The 19,765-nt window shown below is 70.4% G+C and carries 21 protein-coding genes and 1 tRNA gene; 10 read left to right on the top strand and 12 right to left on the bottom strand.

The features are described 5' to 3' along the window. The first annotated feature begins 37 nt into the window (after positions 1-37). On the top strand, positions 38-418 hold the full coding sequence (locus NO364_RS03060; protein WP_257628496.1) for a DUF2237 family protein: 381 nt from the start codon (positions 38-40) through the stop codon (positions 416-418). Position 419: 1 nt separating this feature from the next. Here the strand turns inward: NO364_RS03060 and NO364_RS03055 are convergent, their stop codons facing one another. Beyond that, the gene (locus NO364_RS03055; RefSeq protein WP_257628495.1) at positions 420-1,031 is read right to left on the bottom strand and encodes a class I SAM-dependent methyltransferase; all 612 of its coding nucleotides are present in this window, start codon (positions 1,029-1,031) and stop codon (positions 420-422) included. Positions 1,032-1,095: 64 nt separating this feature from the next. On the opposite strand from NO364_RS03055, the gene NO364_RS03050 reads away from it, so the two are divergent. Genes NO364_RS03050 through NO364_RS03040 form a run of 3 tightly spaced genes read left to right on the top strand, consistent with a single transcriptional unit; the run spans position 1,096 to position 3,053 of the window. Then, a complete protein-coding gene (locus NO364_RS03050) occupies positions 1,096-2,073 on the top strand; it encodes a DMT family transporter (protein ID WP_257628494.1) in 978 nt (325 codons plus the stop codon). A 51-nt stretch (positions 2,074-2,124) separates the two neighbouring features. Continuing rightward, complete coding sequence (locus NO364_RS03045; RefSeq protein ID WP_157688703.1) at positions 2,125-2,577, top strand: OB-like fold-containing membrane protein; 453 nt, start codon at positions 2,125-2,127, stop codon at positions 2,575-2,577. Further along, positions 2,577-3,053: a metal-dependent hydrolase gene (locus NO364_RS03040; RefSeq protein WP_157688704.1), complete on the top strand. Its 477-nt coding sequence runs from the start codon at positions 2,577-2,579 to the stop codon at positions 3,051-3,053. The genes NO364_RS03045 and NO364_RS03040 overlap by 1 nt, the downstream gene beginning before the upstream one ends. A gap of 53 nt (positions 3,054-3,106) precedes the next feature. Here NO364_RS03040 and NO364_RS03035 read toward each other — a convergent pair. From NO364_RS03035 to btuC, 4 genes are all read right to left on the bottom strand, one after another. After that, positions 3,107-3,180, bottom strand: a tRNA-Thr gene (locus NO364_RS03035). A 54-nt stretch (positions 3,181-3,234) separates the two neighbouring features. Beyond that, positions 3,235-4,242, bottom strand: a complete 1,008-nt coding sequence (locus NO364_RS03030) for a class I SAM-dependent methyltransferase (RefSeq protein WP_257628493.1) — start codon at positions 4,240-4,242, stop codon at positions 3,235-3,237. A gap of 47 nt (positions 4,243-4,289) precedes the next feature. Further along, positions 4,290-5,588, bottom strand: coding sequence for an ABC transporter ATP-binding protein (locus NO364_RS03025; protein ID WP_157688708.1), 1,299 nt, complete (start codon positions 5,586-5,588; stop codon positions 4,290-4,292). After that, positions 5,585-6,595, bottom strand: a complete 1,011-nt coding sequence (btuC, locus tag NO364_RS03020) for a vitamin B12 ABC transporter permease BtuC (RefSeq protein WP_157688710.1) — start codon at positions 6,593-6,595, stop codon at positions 5,585-5,587. The genes NO364_RS03025 and btuC overlap by 4 nt, the downstream gene beginning before the upstream one ends. A 158-nt stretch (positions 6,596-6,753) precedes the next feature. On the opposite strand from btuC, the gene srp19 reads away from it, so the two are divergent. Both srp19 and NO364_RS03010 read left to right on the top strand, forming a co-directional pair. Beyond that, positions 6,754-7,032 (top strand): signal recognition particle subunit SRP19, encoded by a 279-nt coding sequence (gene srp19, locus NO364_RS03015; protein ID WP_157688712.1) that lies wholly within the window; start codon positions 6,754-6,756, stop codon positions 7,030-7,032. 2 nt (positions 7,033-7,034) lie between these two features. Further along, complete coding sequence (locus NO364_RS03010) at positions 7,035-7,274, top strand: H/ACA ribonucleoprotein complex subunit GAR1 (RefSeq protein WP_157688713.1); 240 nt, start codon at positions 7,035-7,037, stop codon at positions 7,272-7,274. Positions 7,275-7,320: 46 nt separating this feature from the next. On the opposite strand, the gene NO364_RS03005 is transcribed toward NO364_RS03010, so the two are convergent. Next, complete coding sequence (locus tag NO364_RS03005) at positions 7,321-8,958, bottom strand: hypothetical protein (protein WP_257628492.1); 1,638 nt, start codon at positions 8,956-8,958, stop codon at positions 7,321-7,323. 134 nt (positions 8,959-9,092) lie between these two features. Here NO364_RS03005 and NO364_RS03000 point away from each other — a divergent pair, with 134 nt between their 5' ends. After that, on the top strand, positions 9,093-10,091 hold the full coding sequence (locus tag NO364_RS03000) for a presenilin family intramembrane aspartyl protease PSH (RefSeq protein ID WP_257628491.1): 999 nt from the start codon (positions 9,093-9,095) through the stop codon (positions 10,089-10,091). Here NO364_RS03000 and NO364_RS02995 read toward each other — a convergent pair. Both NO364_RS02995 and NO364_RS02990 read right to left on the bottom strand, forming a co-directional pair. Then, positions 10,088-10,552: a PUA domain-containing protein gene (locus NO364_RS02995; RefSeq protein WP_157688715.1), complete on the bottom strand. Its 465-nt coding sequence runs from the start codon at positions 10,550-10,552 to the stop codon at positions 10,088-10,090. The two genes, NO364_RS03000 and NO364_RS02995, sit on opposite strands and share 4 nt — an antisense overlap. 37 nt (positions 10,553-10,589) lie before the next feature. Then, positions 10,590-12,356, bottom strand: coding sequence for a serine/threonine-protein kinase (locus NO364_RS02990; protein ID WP_257628490.1), 1,767 nt, complete (start codon positions 12,354-12,356; stop codon positions 10,590-10,592). Positions 12,357-12,487: 131 nt separating this feature from the next. Between NO364_RS02990 and NO364_RS02985 the strand changes: the two genes are divergently transcribed. Beyond that, a complete protein-coding gene (locus NO364_RS02985; protein ID WP_157691080.1) occupies positions 12,488-13,330 on the top strand; it encodes an MBL fold metallo-hydrolase in 843 nt (280 codons plus the stop codon). A 71-nt stretch (positions 13,331-13,401) separates the two neighbouring features. On the opposite strand, the gene NO364_RS02980 is transcribed toward NO364_RS02985, so the two are convergent. Together NO364_RS02980 and NO364_RS18245 are read right to left on the bottom strand one after the other, a co-directional pair. Beyond that, on the bottom strand, positions 13,402-14,280 hold the full coding sequence (locus tag NO364_RS02980; RefSeq protein WP_257628489.1) for a universal stress protein: 879 nt from the start codon (positions 14,278-14,280) through the stop codon (positions 13,402-13,404). A 697-nt stretch (positions 14,281-14,977) separates the two neighbouring features. Then, positions 14,978-16,060, bottom strand: coding sequence for a calcium-binding protein (locus NO364_RS18245; protein WP_420191867.1), 1,083 nt, complete (start codon positions 16,058-16,060; stop codon positions 14,978-14,980). Positions 16,061-16,070: 10 nt separating this feature from the next. On the opposite strand from NO364_RS18245, the gene NO364_RS02970 reads away from it, so the two are divergent. Then, complete coding sequence (locus NO364_RS02970; protein WP_157688722.1) at positions 16,071-16,967, top strand: phosphoribosyltransferase HisG-related protein; 897 nt, start codon at positions 16,071-16,073, stop codon at positions 16,965-16,967. Here the strand turns inward: NO364_RS02970 and NO364_RS02965 are convergent. After that, positions 16,964-17,956: a transcription initiation factor IIB gene (locus NO364_RS02965; protein WP_157688724.1), complete on the bottom strand. Its 993-nt coding sequence runs from the start codon at positions 17,954-17,956 to the stop codon at positions 16,964-16,966. The genes NO364_RS02970 and NO364_RS02965 overlap by 4 nt on opposite strands. A 196-nt stretch (positions 17,957-18,152) precedes the next feature. Between NO364_RS02965 and NO364_RS02960 the strand changes: the two genes are divergently transcribed. Further along, positions 18,153-18,965, top strand: a complete 813-nt coding sequence (locus NO364_RS02960; RefSeq protein ID WP_157688726.1) for a TrmB family transcriptional regulator — start codon at positions 18,153-18,155, stop codon at positions 18,963-18,965. On the opposite strand, the gene panB is transcribed toward NO364_RS02960, so the two are convergent. Then, positions 18,962-19,735 carry a 3-methyl-2-oxobutanoate hydroxymethyltransferase gene (panB, locus tag NO364_RS02955; protein WP_257628487.1) on the bottom strand — a complete coding sequence of 258 codons (774 nt, stop codon included), beginning with the start codon at positions 19,733-19,735 and terminating at the stop codon, positions 18,962-18,964. The two genes, NO364_RS02960 and panB, sit on opposite strands and share 4 nt — an antisense overlap. Positions 19,736-19,765 lie beyond the last annotated feature (30 nt).

Raw genomic sequence — 19,765 nt, 5'->3', positions numbered from 1 at the left:
CCCAAACCCTCTCCTCCCCGACGACCGTACTGCGGCCATGTCCACGCCCCCGTCCGCGGAGTCGAACGTCCTCGGCACCGACCTCGAACCGTGTAGCACCGATCCCGAGACCGGTTACCTCCGTGACGGTTGCTGTCGTCACCTCGACGCCGACCGGGGTCGACACGAGATCTGTGCGGTGATGACCGAGACGTTCCTGACGTTCTCGCGGGCGCAGGGCAACGATCTGGTCACGCCGCGTCCGGAACTGGACTTCCCGGGCCTCGAACCCGGCGATCGGTGGTGTGTCTGTCTCGGTCGCTGGATCGAGGCCGAACGCGAGGGGGTCGCACCGCCGGTCGTCCTCGAAGCGACCACCGAGGCCGTCCTCGAGGAGATCCCGTTCTCGACGCTCCTCGATCACGAGTACGAGGGATAGGTCACTCCCGCGGATACGACTGACTCCCGCCCGCGGAGTTCCGTCCGACGAGCGTGGCGACCGCCTGCGTCCGCCCCTCGTCGTCGAGTCGCGTCCGCTCGCGGTACTCCAGGATCGTCAGATCGAGACACGCACGGAGCAGGTCGTTCGCCCGGTAGCGGTAGCGGTCGCTCGACGGGCCGATGTCGATCGGATCGCTCGACCGAAGGTGGTGCTCGTAGACCAGCACCCCGCCCGGCGACAGCGCCTCCTTGATCTCCGGAAGGTGTTCCAGTGCGGCGAAGAAACTCACCGTGATCACGTCGTAGGTCGAGGGTTCGAACGTGTAGTCGGCGATGTCACTGCGGATCCAGGTCACGCCGTCGACGCCCTCGGCGTCGGCCGCGCTGGCGGCCCGGTCGAGCGCCTCGTCGGAGACATCCACGGCGTCGACGTCGTACCCCCGTCGGGCGAGAAACCGGGCGTTTCGCCCCGTCCCCGTCGCCACGTCGAGTGCACGCCCCGTCGGGAACGCGTCGATCAGGCGTTCGAGGGCGGGAATGGGGTGATCCGGCAGGTCGAACGCCTCGTCCGTGCTGTACTTCTCGTTCCAGCGCTCTCGGTCGTCGGTCACGACTCCACGAAGTCGTCGCAGGGTGAAGTCCCCGTCGCCGCCACGTCGACGGATCGACACACCCATGCCCGCCGACGAACGACCGGCAAGCGTGCCCGTCGGCCGCTACCGGAACGCCGGTCTGTTCGTCCTCCTCGGGGGACTGTTCGGCTGTTCGTTCGTCGCGATCAAGGCCGGGCTGGCGGAGGTCCCACCACTCCTCTTTGCCGCCCTCCGATTCGACGTCGCCGCGCCGCTCCTCCTCGCCTACGCGGCGTGGCGCTTCGCGGCGTGGTATCCGCGGAGCCGCGCCGACGTCGTGGCCATCGCCGTCGGTGCGGTGACCATCGTCGCTGCGAACAACGGCCTGCTCTTTCTCGGCCAGCGAGCTATCACGCCCGCCGCCGCGTCGGTGATGTACGGTCTCAATCCGATCCTCTCACCTGCCGTCGCGTTCGTCCTGCTCGGCCAACGGCTCGACCTCCGCGGGGCCGTCGGCATCCTCCTCGGCCTGCTCGGCGTCGTCGTCATCGTCCAGCCCTCGCCCGAGACCCTCGCGTCGGGGTCGACGATCGGTCAACTGTACGTCCTCGCCGCCGCGGCGATCATCGCCCTCGGGAGCGTGCTCATGCGCCGCATCGACGCGACGATGGCCAGCATCCCGCTGACCGCCTGGGCGATGGGTCTCGGCGCCGCTCTCCTGCACGTCTGGAGCGTCGCCGCCGGCGAAACCGCGGCCGCGCTTCGGACCGAGCCGACGATGACCCTCGTGCTCGCTGTGTTGGTGGTCGCCATCCCGTCGACGGCGGTAGCCTACCCCATCTACTTCGTCCTCATCAGGCGAATCGGTCCCGTGCGGACGAACCTGGTGGCGTACGTGGTCCCCATCGTCGCCGCGCTCACCGGGTGGCTCCTGCTCGGCGAACCGGTCACGCTCGCGACGGCCGTCGGCTTCTGTATCGTCGTCGCCGGCGTCTGCCTCCTCGAACGCCACGTCGTCGCCGCGGAACTCGGGCGGGCAGCCGGGCTGGTCGAGCGCGCGGGATCACGGTCGGGTGACTGACTCCCCTCCGACTCCACAACGTAGTTGTACCACACCCGCGTCGGTACGCCCATGCGACGGGTCGCCACCGGTCTGGGGCTCTGTCTGCTCCTCCTCGCGCTCGCCGTCGGGTTCGGCGCCCAGTTCAACGGCACCCCCGTCTACCCCGATGCCGGCGCTATCGACGCGAACTACGACGCGCACGTCGGCGAGCGGGTCCACCTCTGGCCCGTCGTCGCGGACGAGCGCGACGGCTCCGTCGTCGTCGCCGTCGACGGCCTCCGCCTGGAACTCTCCGCACCGCCGCCCTCGGCGGTCGACGTCGGGGATCGGATCCAGGTCTACGGCGAACTCCGTCCGGGCCACCGCATGGAGACCCGGACGTATCACGTCCAGACGCCGGGCGACCGACGCTACATGTACGGCGTCTCCGTTTTGGGCATCGCCCTCGCGGCCGGCGCCTTCCTCCGGCGCTGGCGCGTCGACCGCGACCGACTCCGGTTCGTTCCTCGGGGGGACGACTGATGCCCGACCTGCTCACGCACGCGCTCGTCGCCTACGTGCTCGCGGCCGTCGTCGCCGACGCCGGACGGCTCGACGACCGCTACGTCCCGGTCGTGACGGTCGGGAGCGTCGCCCCCGACGCGATGAAACTCGCCGTCGTGCTGGACCGCAGCACCGGCGTGGTCGCCGGCGTTCCGTACTCCGCCTGGGGCCTCCACACGCTCGGGGGCGCCCTCGTCCTCGCCGGGGTGGGCGCGCTGACGATCCGCTCCCGTGACCGCCGGACCGCCTTCGCCGCCCTCGCGGCCGGCGGCGTCAGTCATCTGTTTCTGGACGCCTTCGTGATCCGCGTCGACGGCGTCGCGCCGCCCTACCTCTTCCCGCTGTCGACGTGGCTCCCCCCGGCCGGTAACCTCTATGCGAGTACCGACGTCTGGCCGGCCGTCGTCGCCCTCGCCGTGGCCGTGCCCGTGTGGCTGTGGCGGCGGGAGGGGTGAGGGTCCAGGCAGTTCCGTCACAGCTTTCGCTGCTCACGTCGTTCGCAGCAGAAAGCCGGTGGAGGGATTTGAACCCTCGGCCTATTCCTTACGAAGGAATCGCTCTGCCAGTCTGAGCTACACCGGCGCGCACTCCACCGTACTGCCATGACTCAAATAAGGGTTCCGAAACGGCCTGCCCTCACCGGGACAGTCGCACGTCGAGACAGACGTTGAGTTCGTGTGGCGCGTACGACCGGACCACGTGTCGGGTCAGCACCTCGACGTCGTAGCCCGCGGGTTCGGCGGCGTCGCGGATGGCCGCCTCGCCCGGGCCGAAGGGGTCGTCCTCGTGTTGGATGTCGTAGTAGTGGATGACGCAGTCGTCGCCGGCGAGGGTGACGGCGGCGTCGAGGAAGTCGTCGGCGCTGTGGGGGAGGTTCATCACGATCCGGTCGGCCCAGCCGGCGTAGTCGGCGGCGACGTCCCGCACGTCGCCCTCGACGGCGGTTACGCGGTCCGCGACGCCGTTCCGGCGCGCGTTCTCGCGGAGGTACTCGACGGCGGCGGGGTTGAGGTCGACGCCCACGACGGTCGCTCCACGGGCGGCCATCGGAACGACGAAGGGGCCGACGCCGGCGAACATGTCGACGGCGCGTTCGTCGGCCGCGACGGATTCGGTGACGCGGTGGCGCTCGGTGGCCAGGCGTGGCGAGAAGTAGACCGCCGCGAGGTCGAGCAGGTACTCGAAGCCGTACTCGCGGTGGACGGTTTCCGTCGCCGGGCGGTCGTCCCCGTCGTCGGGGTCGGTCGCGAGGACGGTCCAGTCGCGCACCCGGAGGTCGCCTTTCACTTTCGAGGCGCGGTCGATCACGGCCCGGACCGGCAGATCCGACTCGAGGATGGCCTGGGCGATCCGGTCGGCGCGTTCGGAGTCGTCCGTATCGAGGATGGCCACGTCCCCGAGACGCTCGTAGGAGGGATCGAACCCCAGCAGGTCGGCTGGCGTCCGCTGGCGGTCGTGTGCGGGGACGTCGCGGTACACCACTTCGTAGTCGCCCGACAGCGACTCGGGGTCGGTCACGGGGAGATAGATGACGTCGTCGTCGACGACGATTTCGTGATCCTCGTCGACGAGGTCGGCGTCGGCAAGGGCTCGACGGGTTCGCTCGCCAGCCTCGCGTGGGACGCGAACGCACGGCCGTTCCATGCCGAGGGATCGTCCCCGGCGGGAGTAAGGGTGGCGTTTCGGCCCGATCAGGGGCGGGGGCCGTCGGAGTCGACGCTCCCGTACTGGGAGCGGACGCCGTCGCCGTCGGCGGCGACCGCAGTCCGAACGGCGTCGACGAGGTCGGCGGCGGCGACCACGTGGCCACGCTCCCGGAGCGTCGCGTCCACCCGTCGGCCGGCGGCACCGGCGTGGTTGCGCGCCTCGAAGGGGCCGCCGTCGACGACGACGAGCGACGTGGTTTCGCCGGCGACCCGGAGTGCGGGGAGGTTGCCGTCGGCGACGGCGACGGGAGCGACCACGGTGGCGTCGGCACGGCGGACGCGCTCGGCGACGGTGGCGCGGGTCGCGTCGTCAACGGACGCGTACGGCGGGACGGTCACGGGGTCGGCGTCGAGGGCCCGCGCCGTCTCGGCGTCGCGGTCGGCCGCGCCGACGGGGCCGACCGAGAGGTCGAAGCCGGCGGCGTCGAGGCGGTGGAGGAGGGGCGTGGCCGCGCCGCCGCCGCCGACGACGTGGACGCGACCGGCGGCGTCGCCCGCGTCCACGCCGGCGAACGCGGTCACCGACGCCGTGCCGGTGACGGGGTGGTCGACGACCGTCGCCCGGGTGTCGAACGCGGCCTCGACGGTCGCGTCGGTGAGGACCGACTCGGGCGGGCCGGCGGCCCGGATCCGGCCGTCCGCGAGCAGCCGGAGTTCGTCGCAGTACCGCGCCGCCAGGTCGAGGTCGTGGATGGCGGCGACGACGGTCCGCCCCTCCTCGACGAGGGCCGCGACGAGTTCCAGCGTCCGCACCTGGTGGTTCACGTCGAGGTCCGATGTCGGCTCGTCGAGGAGGAGGACGGGCGTGTCCTGGGCGAGCGCGCGGGCGAGGAACACCCGCTGGCGCTCGCCGCCGCTGACCTCGGTCACCGGGCGGTCGGCGAAGTCGGTGACGTCGGTCCGTTCCATCGCCGTCGCGACCGCCCGCCGGTCGGCGGGGGTGGGCGAGCCGAGTCGGTCCACGTGGGGTGTCCGGCCCATCGCCACGATCCGGCGCACGTCGAACGCGAACGTCGAGGCGGTGGACTGGGGGACGGTCGCCACGAGACGACTCGCCGCGCGGGAGGAGCGGTCTGCGAGTCGCTCACCGGTCACCGCGACGCTCCCCGCGGTGGGGTCGAGCGCGCCGGTGATCGTCCGGAGCAGCGTCGTCTTCCCCGCGCCGTTGGGGCCGACGAGACCGACGAAGGTTCCCGAGGGGACGGTCGTCGACACCCCGTCGAGGACGGTCACGCCCCCGAACTCGACGACGACGTCGTCGACGGCGATTGCGGGGTCGGTCACGGCGCGTTCACCTCGCGGTTTCGGAGCAGGTAGAGGAAGAAAGGGGCGCCGACGGCGGCGGTGACGATGCCGACCGGAACCTCGGCGGTGCCGGAGCGGGCAATCGTGTCCGTGGCGACGAGGAAGGCGGCGCCGGCCAGCGCGCTCGTGGGGAGGAGGATGCGGTGATCGGGACCGACGAGCAGCCGCATGACGTGCGGGACGACGAGGCCGACGAAGCCGATGACGCCGGCGACGGCGACGGCGGCCGCGGTCAGGAGACTCGAGACGGCGAGGAGGAGTCGCTTCGTGCGCTCGACCTCGATGCCCAGCGAGTGGGCGTCCTCCTCGCCGAGGAGGAGGACGTTCAGGTCGCGCGCGTAGGCGAGCAGGGCGAAGAAGCCGGGGACGACGACGGCCGCGGCGACGGTCGCCTCGGTCCACGTGCTGTCGTGGAGGTGGCCCATCAGCCAGTAGATGGCCTCCCGGAGGTCACGACCCGCGTTGACGAGGAGAAAGGAGACGACCGCCCCGAGGAACGTCTGGACCGCGATACCGGCGAGCAACAGCGTCTCGACGGGCGTCCGGCCGCCCTCGCTCGCGATGAGGTAGACGCCGAAGGCGGCGAGCAGGGCGCCGGCGAAGGCGGCGGCGGGCAGGCCGAAAGGCACCGAGACGGGCGCGACGATGGCGGCGACGGCGCCGGTGGCCGCCCCCGCGGAGACGCCGACGATGGAGGGGTCGGCCATGGGGTTCCGGAAGAAGCCCTGCATGACCGTCCCCGCGGCCGCGAGCGCGAAGCCGACGACGGCACCCAGGGCGATCCGGGGCATCCGGATCGAGAGGACGATGGTCCGGTGGGTCGTCGGGGCGTCGCTGGTCCCACCGAGGAGGGCCGCGAGCGCGATGTCGGCGACGCTCCCGACGCCGATGGTGACCGGGCCGACGGCGGAACTGACGAGCGCCACGGCCACGAGCGTGGCGGACAACCCGCCGACCCACGCGCCCGTCCGAACGCCGACGTGCATACACTAAACCCTGCTTACAGTGGGTAAAGGCTTGTTGTACGACGGGGAGCGAGCCGGCCTCCGGGACCCGGCCGATCCGCCCGGGCCGGGGGACGCTCCGGGTGAAGATCACCGCCCCCATCCAAAACCGTATTAGGGTCGGCCCGCGGCGTGTCCGTATGGTGGAGAACGTCATCTGGCCGGCCTACCTGGACGCGACGAAGAGTCGCGCCGAAGGGCGGCGCGTCCCCCTCGACGAGGCGATCGACGACCCGACGGTCGACGAGATCGCCGAGTCCGTCCAGCAGGTCGGCTACGACGCGGTCATCGAACGTGACAAGACCTACCCTCGGGAGTACGAACCCCGCGGCCGGGTGCTCGTCAAGGGGGCGGACGACGCCTCGAAGACCGACCTCGTCCAGGCCGTCGCGGCCTACGTGGCGATCCTACGGGACTGACCGTGCGCCGTCTCGGCACCGTCACCCGGACCGCACAGGGTCTCGCCATCGTCCGCCCCGACGACGGCGACGACGGCGACGACGCACCCGACATCGGCACGATGGCCGTCGACGAGTCGCTCTCGGGCGTGGGTCGCGTCGTCGACGTCTTCGGGCCCGTCGACCGCCCCTACCTCGCCGTCTCGCCCGACGACCGCATCCGGTTGCCCGACCTCCTCGGCGAGAAACTGTACACGCGCTAGCCCCGGGTCGTCACGGCCACACCCCGCGGCGGCCCGGCACCGAGCGTCAGGCCGCCGCGGTCGCCGTCCCGTTCGTCGCCGTCCCGTTCGTCGCCGTCCCGTTCGTCGCCGTCCCGTTCGTCGCCGTCCCGTTCGTCGCCGTCGCAGTACCTTGCACGACCCGGACGGATTCGTTGCCGTAGACCGCAAGCGTCCCGACGACGGTGCCGTTCGGCGCGACGCGCTGGACGATCAGCGAGGGACGGCGCCCCTCCGTCGAGCCGTCGTCGGCGGCGCCGACGTCGCCGTCGAGGAACGCGACGACCTCGCGGGTCGTCGAGACCTCCTGCACGTCGCTCGACCGGGCGTGGACGAACGCGATGTACGCGATACCACTGCTATCGCCAGGAACGACACGAACCTGCCAGTAGAGTTGCCCGTCCACGACGACGGGGACTGGCTCCGAGGGGGTGAACCGGTTCCAGTCGGTCGTCCGTGCCGCCTGCCGAACGTAGTCGGTCGCCTTCCTGGCGCCGAACAGCGACTGGTCGGGGGTGTACACCTCGTAGTCGCCGGTCCGGCTGTCGACGGTCCAGATCTCCTTGAGCCCCTGGGCCTCGCCGTACGGTTCGACCGCGACGACGTACTCCGGCCCGTCTTCGGTGAACACCAAGAACGGTTGGTCGTTGTCCGCGCCCGGAACGGGTGCCACCTCGATTTCGTCTTCGTGGCTCGTGAACGTGTTGACGATCCCGCGCCGGTATTTCGTCGTCGCGACCTTTTTGCGGGCGAGGGCGAACGGGTAGAGCTTCTGCTCTTCGAGCGCCGGGTGGCGACGCGCCTCCTCGGGGCTGAGGTCCTCGACGTTGCCGTCGCCGTCGATCAGCGCGACCCCACCCCACTCCGGCGTCGTGTACGGGAGCGGCGCCCAGTGGAAGGTCGGCGTCGTGTACGGGACCGCGATGTACTGCTCGCCATCTTTGACGACCATGAACGGGTCGCCGTAGTCGACGAGATACTGGCCGCGCTTGAGCAGTTCGAACCGGTAGTTGTTGTAAAACGCCGGCCCGATGCCGCGCTCCAAGTCGCCGGTGATCGTCCGCACCTCGGCGTTCTGCTCGGTCATGTCGATGAGGACGGTCCCGTGCTGTCGCTTGGTGAAGTGGTTGTACGTCCCGTCCGGCGCGAGTGCGTACGACCAGTAGGGCGTTCCGTCGTCGACGGTCACTTCGCTTCCGGTGATCCGGTACTGGGGGAAGTTGAGCGTGTTCGAGGCGTACCGCGCGGCGACGCTTTTCGGGACGACACGCGGCATCCCCGAGTCGGTCTCGGCGAGCGAGTCGGCCGTCGTCGCCGACTCGAGGGTCGATTTGCCGAGCCGTTCGCCGGCCAGCAACCCCGCGACTCCGCTCCCGACGACGAGGACGAGCAGGAACACGGCGAGCGCGACCTGTGGGCCGACCAGGGTCGTTCGCTGGTGGAGGCCGTACACCACGAGGCCGGCGACGAGCAGGGCGACGGGGAGGATCGGCGTCGTGTATATCGCGTAGACGATGCCGTGCAGCCACGGACGGAAATACCAGCCGACGGCGGCGATCACCGCCAGGGCGATGAGTGCGCCGCCGCCGAGCGACCGTGGCGACCGGCCACGCAGTCGAGCGATCCGACGAGTGACGAACCGGAGGGCTTCCGCGAGGGAGGACATCGGCGGGAATAGGGGGCCCACGGTGTTGACCGTATCGACTGGGCGGATCGGCCGTCGACCCGCGGACCCGCCCACGACACGGGATCGGACGGAGAGTCGCAACCACCAAACCACCCCCCGACCAACGGACGAGCATGAACGCACGCGAGGCCCGTGGCGTCGCCGTCGCCGCGGCGCTGTTCTTGCTCGTCCAGGTCGGCGCGCTGGCGATGGTCGGCCCGTTCGAGACGGCCGGCTATCAGGCCGTCGAGGACCCCTCCGACCCGACCAACAGCCTCGTCTACTTCGCCGCCATCCTCGTCGCCACAGGGGCGATGCTCGCGGCCTTCAAGTACGCCTTCGAGCGGGCTGTCCGGGCGGTCGTCGTCCTCTCCAGTGCCCTCGTCTCGTGGTACGTCTTCGGCGTCGTCACCCCGCCGCTGGTCGTCGTCGGCGCCGTCAACGTCCTCGCGGTCGCCCTCTCGGTCGGCGTCGCCGTCGCGTTGCTGGTCTACCCCGAGTGGTACGTCATCGACGGCGCCGGCGTGGTGATGGGCATCGGCGCCGGCGCCCTGTTCGGCATCAGTTTCGGCCTCCTGCCCGCCATCGTTCTCCTGTCCGTGCTCGCGGTGTACGACGCCATCAGCGTCTACGGGACCCGCCACATGCTCAGCCTCGCCGAGGGCGTGATGGACCTCCGCGTGCCCGTCATCCTCGTCGTCCCGCTCACGCTCTCGTACTCGCTGCTCGACGACGACTTCGGCGGCGCGAACGAGGTCCACGAGGACGACGATCCGGTGGCGGCGGACGGCGAGGGGAGCGGCGATGCGGACGGCGCCGAGGGCGAACGGAACGCCTTCTTCATCGGCCTCGGCGACGCCGTGATGCCGACGGTGATGGTCGCGAGCGGCGCCTTCTTCTCGCCGGCGCCGTCGCTCGGCGTGGCCGCCCTCCCCGCGCTCAACCTCCCCGCGCTCCTGGCGATGGTTGGGACCTTCCTCGGGCTCGGCGTCCTGCTGTGGGCGGTGATGAAGGGACGGGCTCACGCCGGTCTGCCGCTCCTGAACGGCGGCGCCATCGGCGGCTACCTCCTCGGATCGACTCTCGCGGGCGTGTCGCTCGTGCGGGCGCTCGGCCTGGCGCCGTACCTCTAATCGGCGCCGGCGCGCACCTTCACCGCCATCCCCGTCTCGAAGTCGCGCATGGCGTCGGCAGCGAGTTCCGCCCGGCCCACGGCCAGCAGGTCGCCGTCGTCGTGGACCACTGCCACCTCGTCGCGCGGGCGTACGTCGTCGTCGACGGCCCGGACGAACTTCGCGAAGACGTTCTTGCCGTCGCGGACGAACGGCTCGCTCTCGGAGCCGACGACGACGCGTGCCTCCGGATCGGGGAGCGCGTCGACCAGCCGTCGGCCACCCTCGAGGCCGAGCGTGAACCGGCCGTCGGTGCCGTAGGAGACGAGTCGACCGGCGTCGACGCGGACCTGCCGGGGGCGACCGCTCGTCGAGCGCGTCACCGTCGGCGCCTCGTCGGGCGGGAAGAGCGCCCGGCCGGCGCCGGCCCCGAACTGGTAGTCCGCGACCGTCCGGAGCCGCGGGAGTTCGTCGCGAGTCATGGCGGCTCTCGCGCGCCCACGGACAAAACGGCTCCGCTCAGTCGGCGGGGCGGACGCGTCGGCCCAGGAACCCACCGACCGCGACCATGGGGTACAGATACGCGACGACGATGCCGACGATGGTGAGGGCGAGACCCGTCGCGACGAAGTAGGCGATCACTCCCACGAGGAGGGTGCCCGCGAACGTCCCGACGTAGTGCCGCGTCGCGTACCCCCGCCAGTGGGCCTGGGTTGCGAGCGCCGAGAGTCCCCCCGTGGCGTACGTCGAGAGCAGACCCGGGAGGAGCACCCAGGAGACGAGCGTCAGGGTGGCCGCGAGCCCTTCGGCGGTCGTGGCGCTGGCGGCGGCGCCGCCCGGCTCGGCGACGGCCGCGAACAACAGGAAGGGCCCGAGAGGGAGTGCGTACCCCACCAGTCCGCGTCGGTAGTGGTCCGCCCAGGCCCCGTCGCCCAGCCGAAACTCCAGTGCGCGGCCGTCGGCCGCCCCGCGGATCGCCTCCAGGACGAACCCCATCACGAGCGGTGCCGGAACCACCAGTGTCGACGCGAGCACGACCGCCCACCAGTTGCGCAGGGTTCGCCGGTCGATCGACCGGGGGTAGTGAACGGCGAACGCGACGCTGGCAGCGACGCCGCGACCGGTCGCCAGCGACTCGACCGGTCGGTGGAGCCGGGCGATCAGTCCACCGGACTGCGCGTCGTCGCTCGCCGCGTCGAGTGTCACGGTACCGGTTTCGGTCGGATCGGACGGCCCCCGACCCTCGTCGGAGGTGGCCGACTCGGTCACCGTCCGCCCGTCGGTCGTCGAGGTGGCGTCGGCCGTCGTTCCTACGTCCGGTTCGGTCGCCGGTCCGCCGCCGACGCTGCGTCCGGCGTCGTCCTCGGTGTCGTCGGGGTCGTCCGCCGGTCCGGATCGGTCGTCGGTCGCCGTCCCGTCCGGCGTCGTCCGGCCCGCCGACATCGCCTCTTCGACGGCGTCGCGGAGGTACAGGACCGTCTCGTAGCGGTCCTCCCGGTCCCGTTCGAGCCCCGTGAGGATCGCGTCGTCGAGGGGCGCGGGAACGTCGGCCCGCTCGGACGGCGGTGTCGGCCGGTCGTGCAGGATCCGGTGGACGAGTTCCCCGGTGCCCGCCGCGTCGAACGGCGTCGATCCCGTGAACAGTTCGTACGCGACGGCGCTGAGCTGGTAGATGTCCGTACGGTCGTCGGTTCGGCCGTGTGTGTCGGGATCGATCTGTTCCGGTGCGGAGTACGCCATCGTCAACCCGTCCCGCGACCGCGAGTGTTCGAGCAGGACCGTCGCCAACCCCCAGTCCCCGACCTTCGGGACCAGTTCCCCGTCCGACCGCGTGAGCAGGACGTTCTCGGGCTTGATGTCGCCGTGGGTGATCCCGTGTCTGTGGGCGTGAAACACGGCGTCACAGACGTCGGCGAAGAGGTCGACCCGCCGTTCGAGGGGGAGGTCGGGCGCACGGTCGCCCAGGTGACCGGCGTCCATGTACTCCATCGCGATCCAGGGGTACGGCTCCGTCCCCCAGTCCAGTACGTCGACGATGCCCTCGTGGTCGTCGAGCCGGTTCCAGATGCTCGCCTCCTCGACGAAGTCGTCGAAGAAGGAAGCCTCGACGGTCTCGTAATCGGAGAGGCGCGGCGTCTTGAGTGCGATCCGGCGGTCCCCCTCGACGCCGTCGATCCGCGCCCGGTAGACGTCGGCGGTCCCGCCCGCGCCGATACGATCGAGTACTTCGATATCCTCGAAGGCGTAGCCCCGCGGCCCCGTGTTCGAGGGGTCCGACGATCCCATCGTCACCACGGTTTCGAGGGCGACACATAACCGTTTCCCGAGAACGCCGAACGATCGACAGCCGGGGGCGAGACGCGGCCGACCACAACGCTTAGCCCGCGACCGACCCGAGGGCGGATATGGCACACGAACTGGGCGAGAGCGACTGGGGAGACTGGCTGCCGGCCGCCGTGGCCGAGGCCGATCCGGACACGGTCGCGGTCTGGTATCTGGGCTGTAACGGGTTCGTCCTGAAGGGCGCGGACGGGACGACCCTCTTCATCGATCCGTACCTCGGCATCGGCGACCCGCCACGGACGGTGCGGATGATCCCCGTCCCCTTCGATCCGACGGACGTCGTCGAGGCCGACGCGGTGCTCGCCACGCACGAGCACTCCGATCACGTCCACGGGCCGACGCAAGCGCCGATCCTGTCCGCGACCGGTGCCGACTACTACGCGCCGGACGCGAGCATGGCCGTCGTCGAGGGCGAGACCTGGACCGAGGAGTGGGGCGTCGTCGCGGACCAGTTCGTCACCGTCGCCGAGGGCGACCGGTTCGAGGTCGGGGAGTTCACCGTCCACGTCGTCCCGGTGAACGACCCCGACGCCGAGCACCCCGTCGGCTACGTGATCGAGAGCGACGCGGGGACGGTCTTCCACGGCGGCGACACCCGTCCCGCCGACTCTTTCCCCGAACTCGCGGACCGGTTCGACCTCGACCTCGGCGTCCTCGCGTTCGGTTCGGTGGGGATGCTCCCCGACAAGGAGACACGGGAGCCGAAACGGACGCAGTGGTACGCCGACGAGAACGACGTGATCCGCGCGGCGAACGACCTCGAACTCGACCGACTGGTGCCGAGCCACTGGGACATGTGGAAGCGTCTCACCGCCGATCCGACGGTCCTCCACCACCACGCGCGGGGGTTCGACCACCCGGACCGGCTGGACGTCGTCGAGATCGGCGACCGGATCGACCTCTATAGTAGCGATTGAAACTGTTTGCACAGCCGACCGTACGCAGTACTGCGATCGGCTGTGTAATGACTTTCAATCGCTACTATAGATCATCGCACCGTGAGCACCGGCACCGAACTCGTTCGGATCACGCGGTCGGTCACGCTCCCGAGCAACAGGCGGTCGAGTCCCGTCCGCCCGTGGGTGCCCATCGTCACGAGATCGATGCCCCTCTCGTCGACGTACCGGTCGATGGCTCGGTGGGGTGTGCCCTGTTCGACCCGTATCTCCACCTCGATCCCCCGGCGCTCACACCGGTCCGCGATCGTTTCGGCGGCCGCTTCGTGCTCCGCCTCCAAGTCCTGAGCGACGTCGGGGACGCTCATGCCGACACTCGAGGCGCCGGCCAGCGCCTCCATGTCGACCACCGAGAGCACGTGAACGGTCGCGTCGTACCGTTCCGCGACGGCGAGGGCGTGTTCGACCGCCGCCGTCGCCGCCTCGCTTCCGTCGGTCGGCACCAACACCGACTCGTACGTCGAGTCGACGCCGGCGACGGCGCCGTCGGCATCACCGTCGTCGGCACGGGCCGTGAGCACCGGCACCGGACTCGTCCGGACGACGCGCTCGGCGACGCTCCCGAGCAACAGGCGGTCGAGCCCCGTTCGACCGTGCGTCCCCATCGTGACGAGGTCGATTCCCGCGTGGTCGATGTACTCGCGGATCGTCTCGTACGGACGGCCCCGCTTGACCGCCGTGCGGACCGGCAGCTCGTCGTCGGCGTTCCGCGCGACCGCCTCGACGGACTCCTGGGCTGCCTGCTCCAGTGCCTCCCGCCGGTCGGCGACCGCGTCCCCGACCGGTCCCGCGTCGACGACGCTGAGGACGGTCACCTCGGCGTCGAAGGCGGCGGCGAGCGAGAAAGCGTGCTCGGCCGCCGTCTCGGCACCGGCACTGCCGTCGGTCGGAACCAGGATGGAGTCGTACATCGGCTACTTGCCCCCGGTCGATCGTCGTGCCGTCGTGCACCCGTTCGTTCGTCCGTTCATGTATCGACGTTGACCCGTCGAGGATATAAACGGCGGTGACTGCCCCCGGTGGCTGGGAACGCCTCGGGACGTTCGCCGAGTCGCCGGCGAGGATGTCACGTCGATGAAATTCGCCGCCGGTTGTTTTATGCTACTACTGGGAAAGGTATGGCGCATGGCGAACGACTCAGACCCCGAGACCCCGGTGTCCGTGTCGACGGGGGAAGTCCGCGTGGGGAAGGACTTCGAGGCCGATCGGTTTCCAGTTCCGGCCATTGCCTTCGAGATCGAATCGCTCGCCGACGACCCGACCAGAATCCGACTCGTCGACCGAATCCCCGAGTCGTTCGCGATGGAGGGCGTCGGCTTCCACCCGGACTACGACAGCGACAACTGGACGGCCTACCGCGACCACCGGGTCGCCTACGAGCGAACGCTCGAACCCGGTGAATCCGTGCTCACGGTGTACGGTATCCGCATCGACGACCCCGACGAGGCGGAGGCCTTCCTCGAGGAACCGACGGTCGAACTGATGGACGTCGACACGGGCGACGCCGAAGAGGACGCGGACGGCGACGCGGGAAGCGACGACGTCCTCGGTCGCGAGACGACACAGGTCGTCCGCGACGCCCTCTCCGGGGAGGGAACGACCGACCTCTCAGCCCCGGAGGACACCGAGGAGGCGGACGATTCGACGCCGGAGCCGCTCCTCGACGACGAGGTCACGCCCCGCTCGACCGACGACGAGGTCACGCCCCGCTCGACCGACGACGAGGTCACGCCCCGCTCGACCGACGACGATCTCACGCCCCGCTCGACCGACGACGACCTCTCCGCCGCCATGCGCGACCGGGACGAGTCGGTGGACGCCGTCGACGCGGGAAGCACGGACGGGAGCGAGGCGGAGGATGCCGAGGCGCCGGACGAGGCGGACGACGACGAACCGGAAGCGGTGGGATCCGCCGACGCCGCGGCGGCGCTCGATCCGCGGGCAGGGGACGAGACGCCCGACGACGACACGCCCGAGGAGCAGCCGACACCGGCAACGGCCGACGACGGGGCGGACGCGACGGCCGACGACGGGACGGACGCGACGGCCGACGACGGGACGGACGCGACGGCCGACGACGGGACGGACGCGACGGCCGACACTGGGCCCGCGGCAGCGCCCGGATCGGTCGCGTCGGCCCTCGCCGCGGAGATTCGCGAGGGATCGGTCGACGACGACGACATGGCGGTCCTCCGCGAGGCCTTCGAGGGCGAGGTGCCGACGAGCGTCGACGTCCGGGTGAGTCGGCTCCAGTCCCAGGTGGAGGACGTGCTGGCCTACCGCGACGCGCTCGCCGACTTCCTCGACGAGAACGGGACCGCCGAGGAGGTACTCGGCGACGTGAGCGAGGACCTGGCCGAATTGCACGACCGGGTCGACGACCTCGACGCGTCGCTGTCGGCGGCCGCCGACGACCGCGCCGCCCTCCGTGAGGACGTGACGGAGACGGCCGACGCCGTTGCGGAGACGGACGAGCGACTGGAGGCGGTCGGGGACGACCTCGACCGGATCGAGTCGCGCCTGGAGCGTCTGGACGAGGGGCTGTCCGCCGTCGAGGACGTCGAGGACGACATCGAGGAGATCCGGTCGGAACTGGCGGACCTGCGGTCGTTCCGGGACCGCCTCAGCAACGCGTTCGGCACCGGCGAGGAGTGACGCGAAAAGCGCAATCGGTAAAGCCCGCGGCCGCATCGATCCGGTAATGACCGAGACGGTTCGGGTCGCCGTTCCACGCAAGGGGCGCCCGCTGGAGGCGGTTCTCGAACGGTTCGCCGCCGTCGCCGACGCCGACGACCTGGCCGACGACGTGTCGTCGACGCTCCGTTACGAGAAGGCGGTCACCAAGGGCGAGGCGACGGCCGAGCGCGACGTGTACGAGCGGCTGGCGGCCTACTCCGACCTCTCGGAACCGACACACCCGGAGTACACCCTGCTCCGAGACGACCGCGAGGGGAAACCGCGGCGGATCGTCTTCGACAGCGCGACCGTGCCGGTCGACGGCGTCACCGTGGAGTTGATCGGCCGCGAAGAGCCGTTCCGGGCGCTCCGGACCCACGAGTTCGGCCTCGGGTTCGACAGCGCCGACCTGGTGTTGGAGGAGGTGGTCACGCTCGACGAGACGGGCGTGGCGACCATCGCCGACGTGAACGCGCGGATCGACCCCCGCGACACCGACGTACGGATCGTGAGCGGCCTCGGCGATACGGTGTATCACACCCTGCTGGCGACCCCGGAAACCCTCCCGCCGGGGACCGACCTCGATCGGGACTTCGTCACGGACTACGCCGGCCCGCTCTGTATCTCGCCGCGCTACGAACGCCTCGTGCGGGCGGTCCTCGGGACGAGGGCGCTGGAGGACGTGACGTTCCAGTACCCCGACGCGACCGCGGAGGAGGAGGCCGCCATCGCGGACGTTGGTCTCGGCGTCTACCTCACGATGACGGGATCGACCGCCCGCGATAACGGCCTCGTCGTCGGCGAGGATCTGTTCCCGAGCGAGACGGTGCTGATGGAGAACGTGGCGGAGGCCGACGGGGCCGCCGGACGCCTGAAGTCGGCGCTGGCGGTCACGGGTCAAAAGACGGCGATCCGCCCCTAGGCGGCGCGGGCCGCATCGGGGTCGGTGCCGGCTTCCAGCAGTTCGGTGTACCGGTTGCGGACCGTCACCTCCGAGACGTCGCTCACCGAACACACCTCCTTCTGGGTCACTTTCTCCCCTTCGAGGATGGAGGCGGCGTAGAGCGCGGCCGCCGCGAGGCCGACCGGGCTCTTGCCGCTGTGGACGCCGCTCTCCATGCCTTCCTCGAGGAGCGAACGTGCACGCGTCTTCGTCTCGCCGTCGAGGTCGAGATCGGAGGCAAAGCGCGGGAGGTATTCGAGGGGGTTGGCGGGTTCGATGGCGAGGCCGAGTTCGCGGACGATGTAGCGGTAGGCTCGAGAGAACTCCTTGCGCTCGACCCGGCTGACGGGTTCGAACTCGTCGAGACTCCGCGGAACCGAGGCCTGGCGGGCGGCGGCGTACAGCGACGCCGTCGCCATCGCCTCGATGGAGCGACCGCGGAGCAGGTCGTCCTCGAGCGCGCGGCGGTAGACGACGCTCGCGGTCTCGCGGACGTTCTCGGGCAACCCCAGCGCCGACGACATCCGGTCGATCTCGCCGAGCGCCTGCTTCAGGTTGCGCTCCTGGGCGCTCTTCGAACGGAACCGCTCGTCCCAAGTCCGGAGTCGCTGTAGCTTGCGACGCTTACTCCCGTCGATGGTCCGCCCCTTCGCGTCCCGGTCCTGCCAGTCGATGACCGAGGAGAGACCGTCGTCGTGGAGGAGTTTCGTCGTCGGTGCGCCGACACGGCTCTTCTCCGCTCGCTCGTTGGAGTCGAAGGCACGCCACTCCGGCCCGTGGTCGATCTCGTCTTCCTCGACCACGAGACCGCAGGACTCACACACCGTCTCGCCGTGTGCCTCGTCGGCGACGAGCGCCGCGTCACACTCCGGACAGGCGAACTCGTCGACGCGTTCTTCGGTCTCGACGTCGGTCGTCTCGTGCTGTTCCCCGCCGGCCTCTCGGAGGGAGTGGGGCTGGTGGCTCATGATTGTCGATGGCGGCACGTGGCCGCGGTCCGCTCCTCTCACCTACCCCTACGTTTGGTAGTATCTTAATAGTTTCTCCTGTGTTTTGATTCCAATAGAAACAGAGTGTGCCGACGGTACACAAGCGGCGCCCGTCGGACCCGACTCTTTTTGGTGGTGTCATCCTAACGCGGGAGCGACACAGGAGACGCCCGTCGTGACCAAAACCACATCTTCGGACGCCGGCATCGACTCGCTCGTCGAGGAGGCAGTGGAGACGCTCCGGACGTTCGAACTCACCGAGTACGAGGCGAAATGTTTCGTGGCGCTTGCGCGCCTGCGCGAGGGCACGGCGAAGGAGGTGAGCGAAGTCGCTGACGTGCCGCGCGCGCGGATCTACGACAGCATGGACACCCTCCAGGACCGGGGTCTCGTCAGCGTCCAGGAGTCGAAGCCGCGACGGTTCCGCGCGGTTTCGCCGCGCGAGTCGGTCGAACTGCTGGAACAGGAGTGTCGGAGCCGCCTCGACACCCTCGGGGCGGTCCTGCCCCGCCTCGGATCGCCGGATCGCTCGTCGAGCGCCGGCGAAGTCTGGACGATGGAAGGCGAGACGGCCGTCTCGGAGCGGCTCGCGACGCTCGTCGGCGACGCCGACGACGAGGTGTTGCTGGCTGTCGCCGTCGACGCCCTCCTCGGGGACGACCTGATCGACGCGCTCGACGACGCCGTCGACCGGGACGTCGAGGTGGTGATCGGGTCACCCGACGGGGCGATCCGGGAGCGACTGACCGACGCCGTCGACGGCGCCGAGGTGGTCGAGACCTGGACGTGGTGGGACGCCGTCCCGATCGACGCCGGCGCCGTCACGAGCGTCTGTATGGTCGACGGCAACGCGCTCCTCGTCAGCGCCGACGCCACGACGGACCTGCCCGGCGTCCGCAAACACCGGGCTATCTGGACCGACAGCGCCGAAGCGCCCGTGGTCGGCATGATGCGCCCGCTCCTGGCCTCGGCGATCCGGGGCGACTAGTCCGGAAAGTCGCCGTCCTCGACGGCCTCGCGGTACGACGCCACCGCGTCCGCTATCTCGCCACGCACGTCGCCGAAGGATTCGGCGAACGGCGGGGGCGACGCCGAGAGGCCGATGACGTCGGTCAACACGAGCACCTGGCCGTCCGTCTCCGGCCCGGCCCCGATGCCGATCACCGGGACGTCGAGGTCGGCGGTCACCTCGGCAGCCAGCTCCGAGGGGACGTGTTCGAGCACCAGCGAGAAGGCGCCCGCCTCCTCGTGGCGCCGCGCGAGGTCCTTGATCTCCCGGGCGTCGGCCTCGGTGGTCCCCTGTCTGGTGTAGCCGCCGACCTGGTTGAGACGTTGGGGCGTCAACCCGAGGTGGGCCATCACCGGGATCCCCAGTTGGACGAGGCGTTCGGTCAACTCGACGGTGTGCGGGCCCGACTCGATCTTGACGGCGTTCGCACCCGCCTCCTTGACGAGTCGTCCGGCGTTCTCGATCCCCGCGTCGTCGGTCGCGCCGTAGCTCAGAAACGGCATGTCCGCGACGACGAGCGCGTCCTCGGTGGCCCGTACCACGGCGCCGGTGTGGCCCGCCACGTCGTCCATCGTCACGGGGAGCGTCGAGTCGTACCCGAGCACGGCGTTGCCCATGCTGTCGCCGACCAGGATCATGTCGATCCCGGCCGCGTCGACGAGTTCGGCCGTCGGCGCGTCGTAGGCCGTCAGCATCGTCAGCGGTTCCTCGTCCGCCGACGCCTGCCTGATCTCCTGTACCGTTGGCATCGTCGTCCGACTCGGCCGCCGGGGAATTAA

The sequence above is a fragment of the Haloplanus salinarum genome, from assembly GCF_024498175.1.
Lineage (GTDB): Archaea > Halobacteriota > Halobacteria > Halobacteriales > Haloferacaceae > Haloplanus > Haloplanus salinarum.
Note: the sequence above shows the minus strand (reverse complement) of the source record. Positions and strands in the feature narration are given on the sequence as shown.

Bases quoted from the DNA above. Each gene is read 5' to 3' on its own strand.
- NO364_RS03060 (WP_257628496.1), top strand. From the start codon at position 38: ATGTCCACGCCCCCGTCCGCGGAGTCGAACGTCCTCGGCACCGACCTC.
- NO364_RS03050 (WP_257628494.1), top strand. From the start codon at position 1,096: ATGCCCGCCGACGAACGACCGGCAAGCGTGCCCGTCGGCCGCTACCGG.
- NO364_RS03045 (WP_157688703.1), top strand. From the start codon at position 2,125: ATGCGACGGGTCGCCACCGGTCTGGGGCTCTGTCTGCTCCTCCTCGCG.
- NO364_RS03040 (WP_157688704.1), top strand. From the start codon at position 2,577: ATGCCCGACCTGCTCACGCACGCGCTCGTCGCCTACGTGCTCGCGGCC.
- NO364_RS03030 (WP_257628493.1), bottom strand. From the start codon at position 4,242: ATGGAACGGCCGTGCGTTCGCGTCCCACGCGAGGCTGGCGAGCGAACC.
- btuC (WP_157688710.1), bottom strand. From the start codon at position 6,595: ATGCACGTCGGCGTTCGGACGGGCGCGTGGGTCGGCGGGTTGTCCGCC.
- srp19 (WP_157688712.1), top strand. From the start codon at position 6,754: ATGGTGGAGAACGTCATCTGGCCGGCCTACCTGGACGCGACGAAGAGT.
- NO364_RS03005 (WP_257628492.1), bottom strand. From the start codon at position 8,958: ATGTCCTCCCTCGCGGAAGCCCTCCGGTTCGTCACTCGTCGGATCGCT.
- NO364_RS03000 (WP_257628491.1), top strand. From the start codon at position 9,093: ATGAACGCACGCGAGGCCCGTGGCGTCGCCGTCGCCGCGGCGCTGTTC.
- NO364_RS02995 (WP_157688715.1), bottom strand. From the start codon at position 10,552: ATGACTCGCGACGAACTCCCGCGGCTCCGGACGGTCGCGGACTACCAG.
- NO364_RS02990 (WP_257628490.1), bottom strand. From the start codon at position 12,356: ATGGGATCGTCGGACCCCTCGAACACGGGGCCGCGGGGCTACGCCTTC.
- NO364_RS02980 (WP_257628489.1), bottom strand. From the start codon at position 14,280: ATGTACGACTCCATCCTGGTTCCGACCGACGGCAGTGCCGGTGCCGAG.
- NO364_RS18245 (WP_420191867.1), bottom strand. From the start codon at position 16,060: ATGCGGCCGCGGGCTTTACCGATTGCGCTTTTCGCGTCACTCCTCGCC.
- NO364_RS02970 (WP_157688722.1), top strand. From the start codon at position 16,071: ATGACCGAGACGGTTCGGGTCGCCGTTCCACGCAAGGGGCGCCCGCTG.
- NO364_RS02965 (WP_157688724.1), bottom strand. From the start codon at position 17,956: ATGAGCCACCAGCCCCACTCCCTCCGAGAGGCCGGCGGGGAACAGCAC.
- panB (WP_257628487.1), bottom strand. From the start codon at position 19,735: ATGCCAACGGTACAGGAGATCAGGCAGGCGTCGGCGGACGAGGAACCG.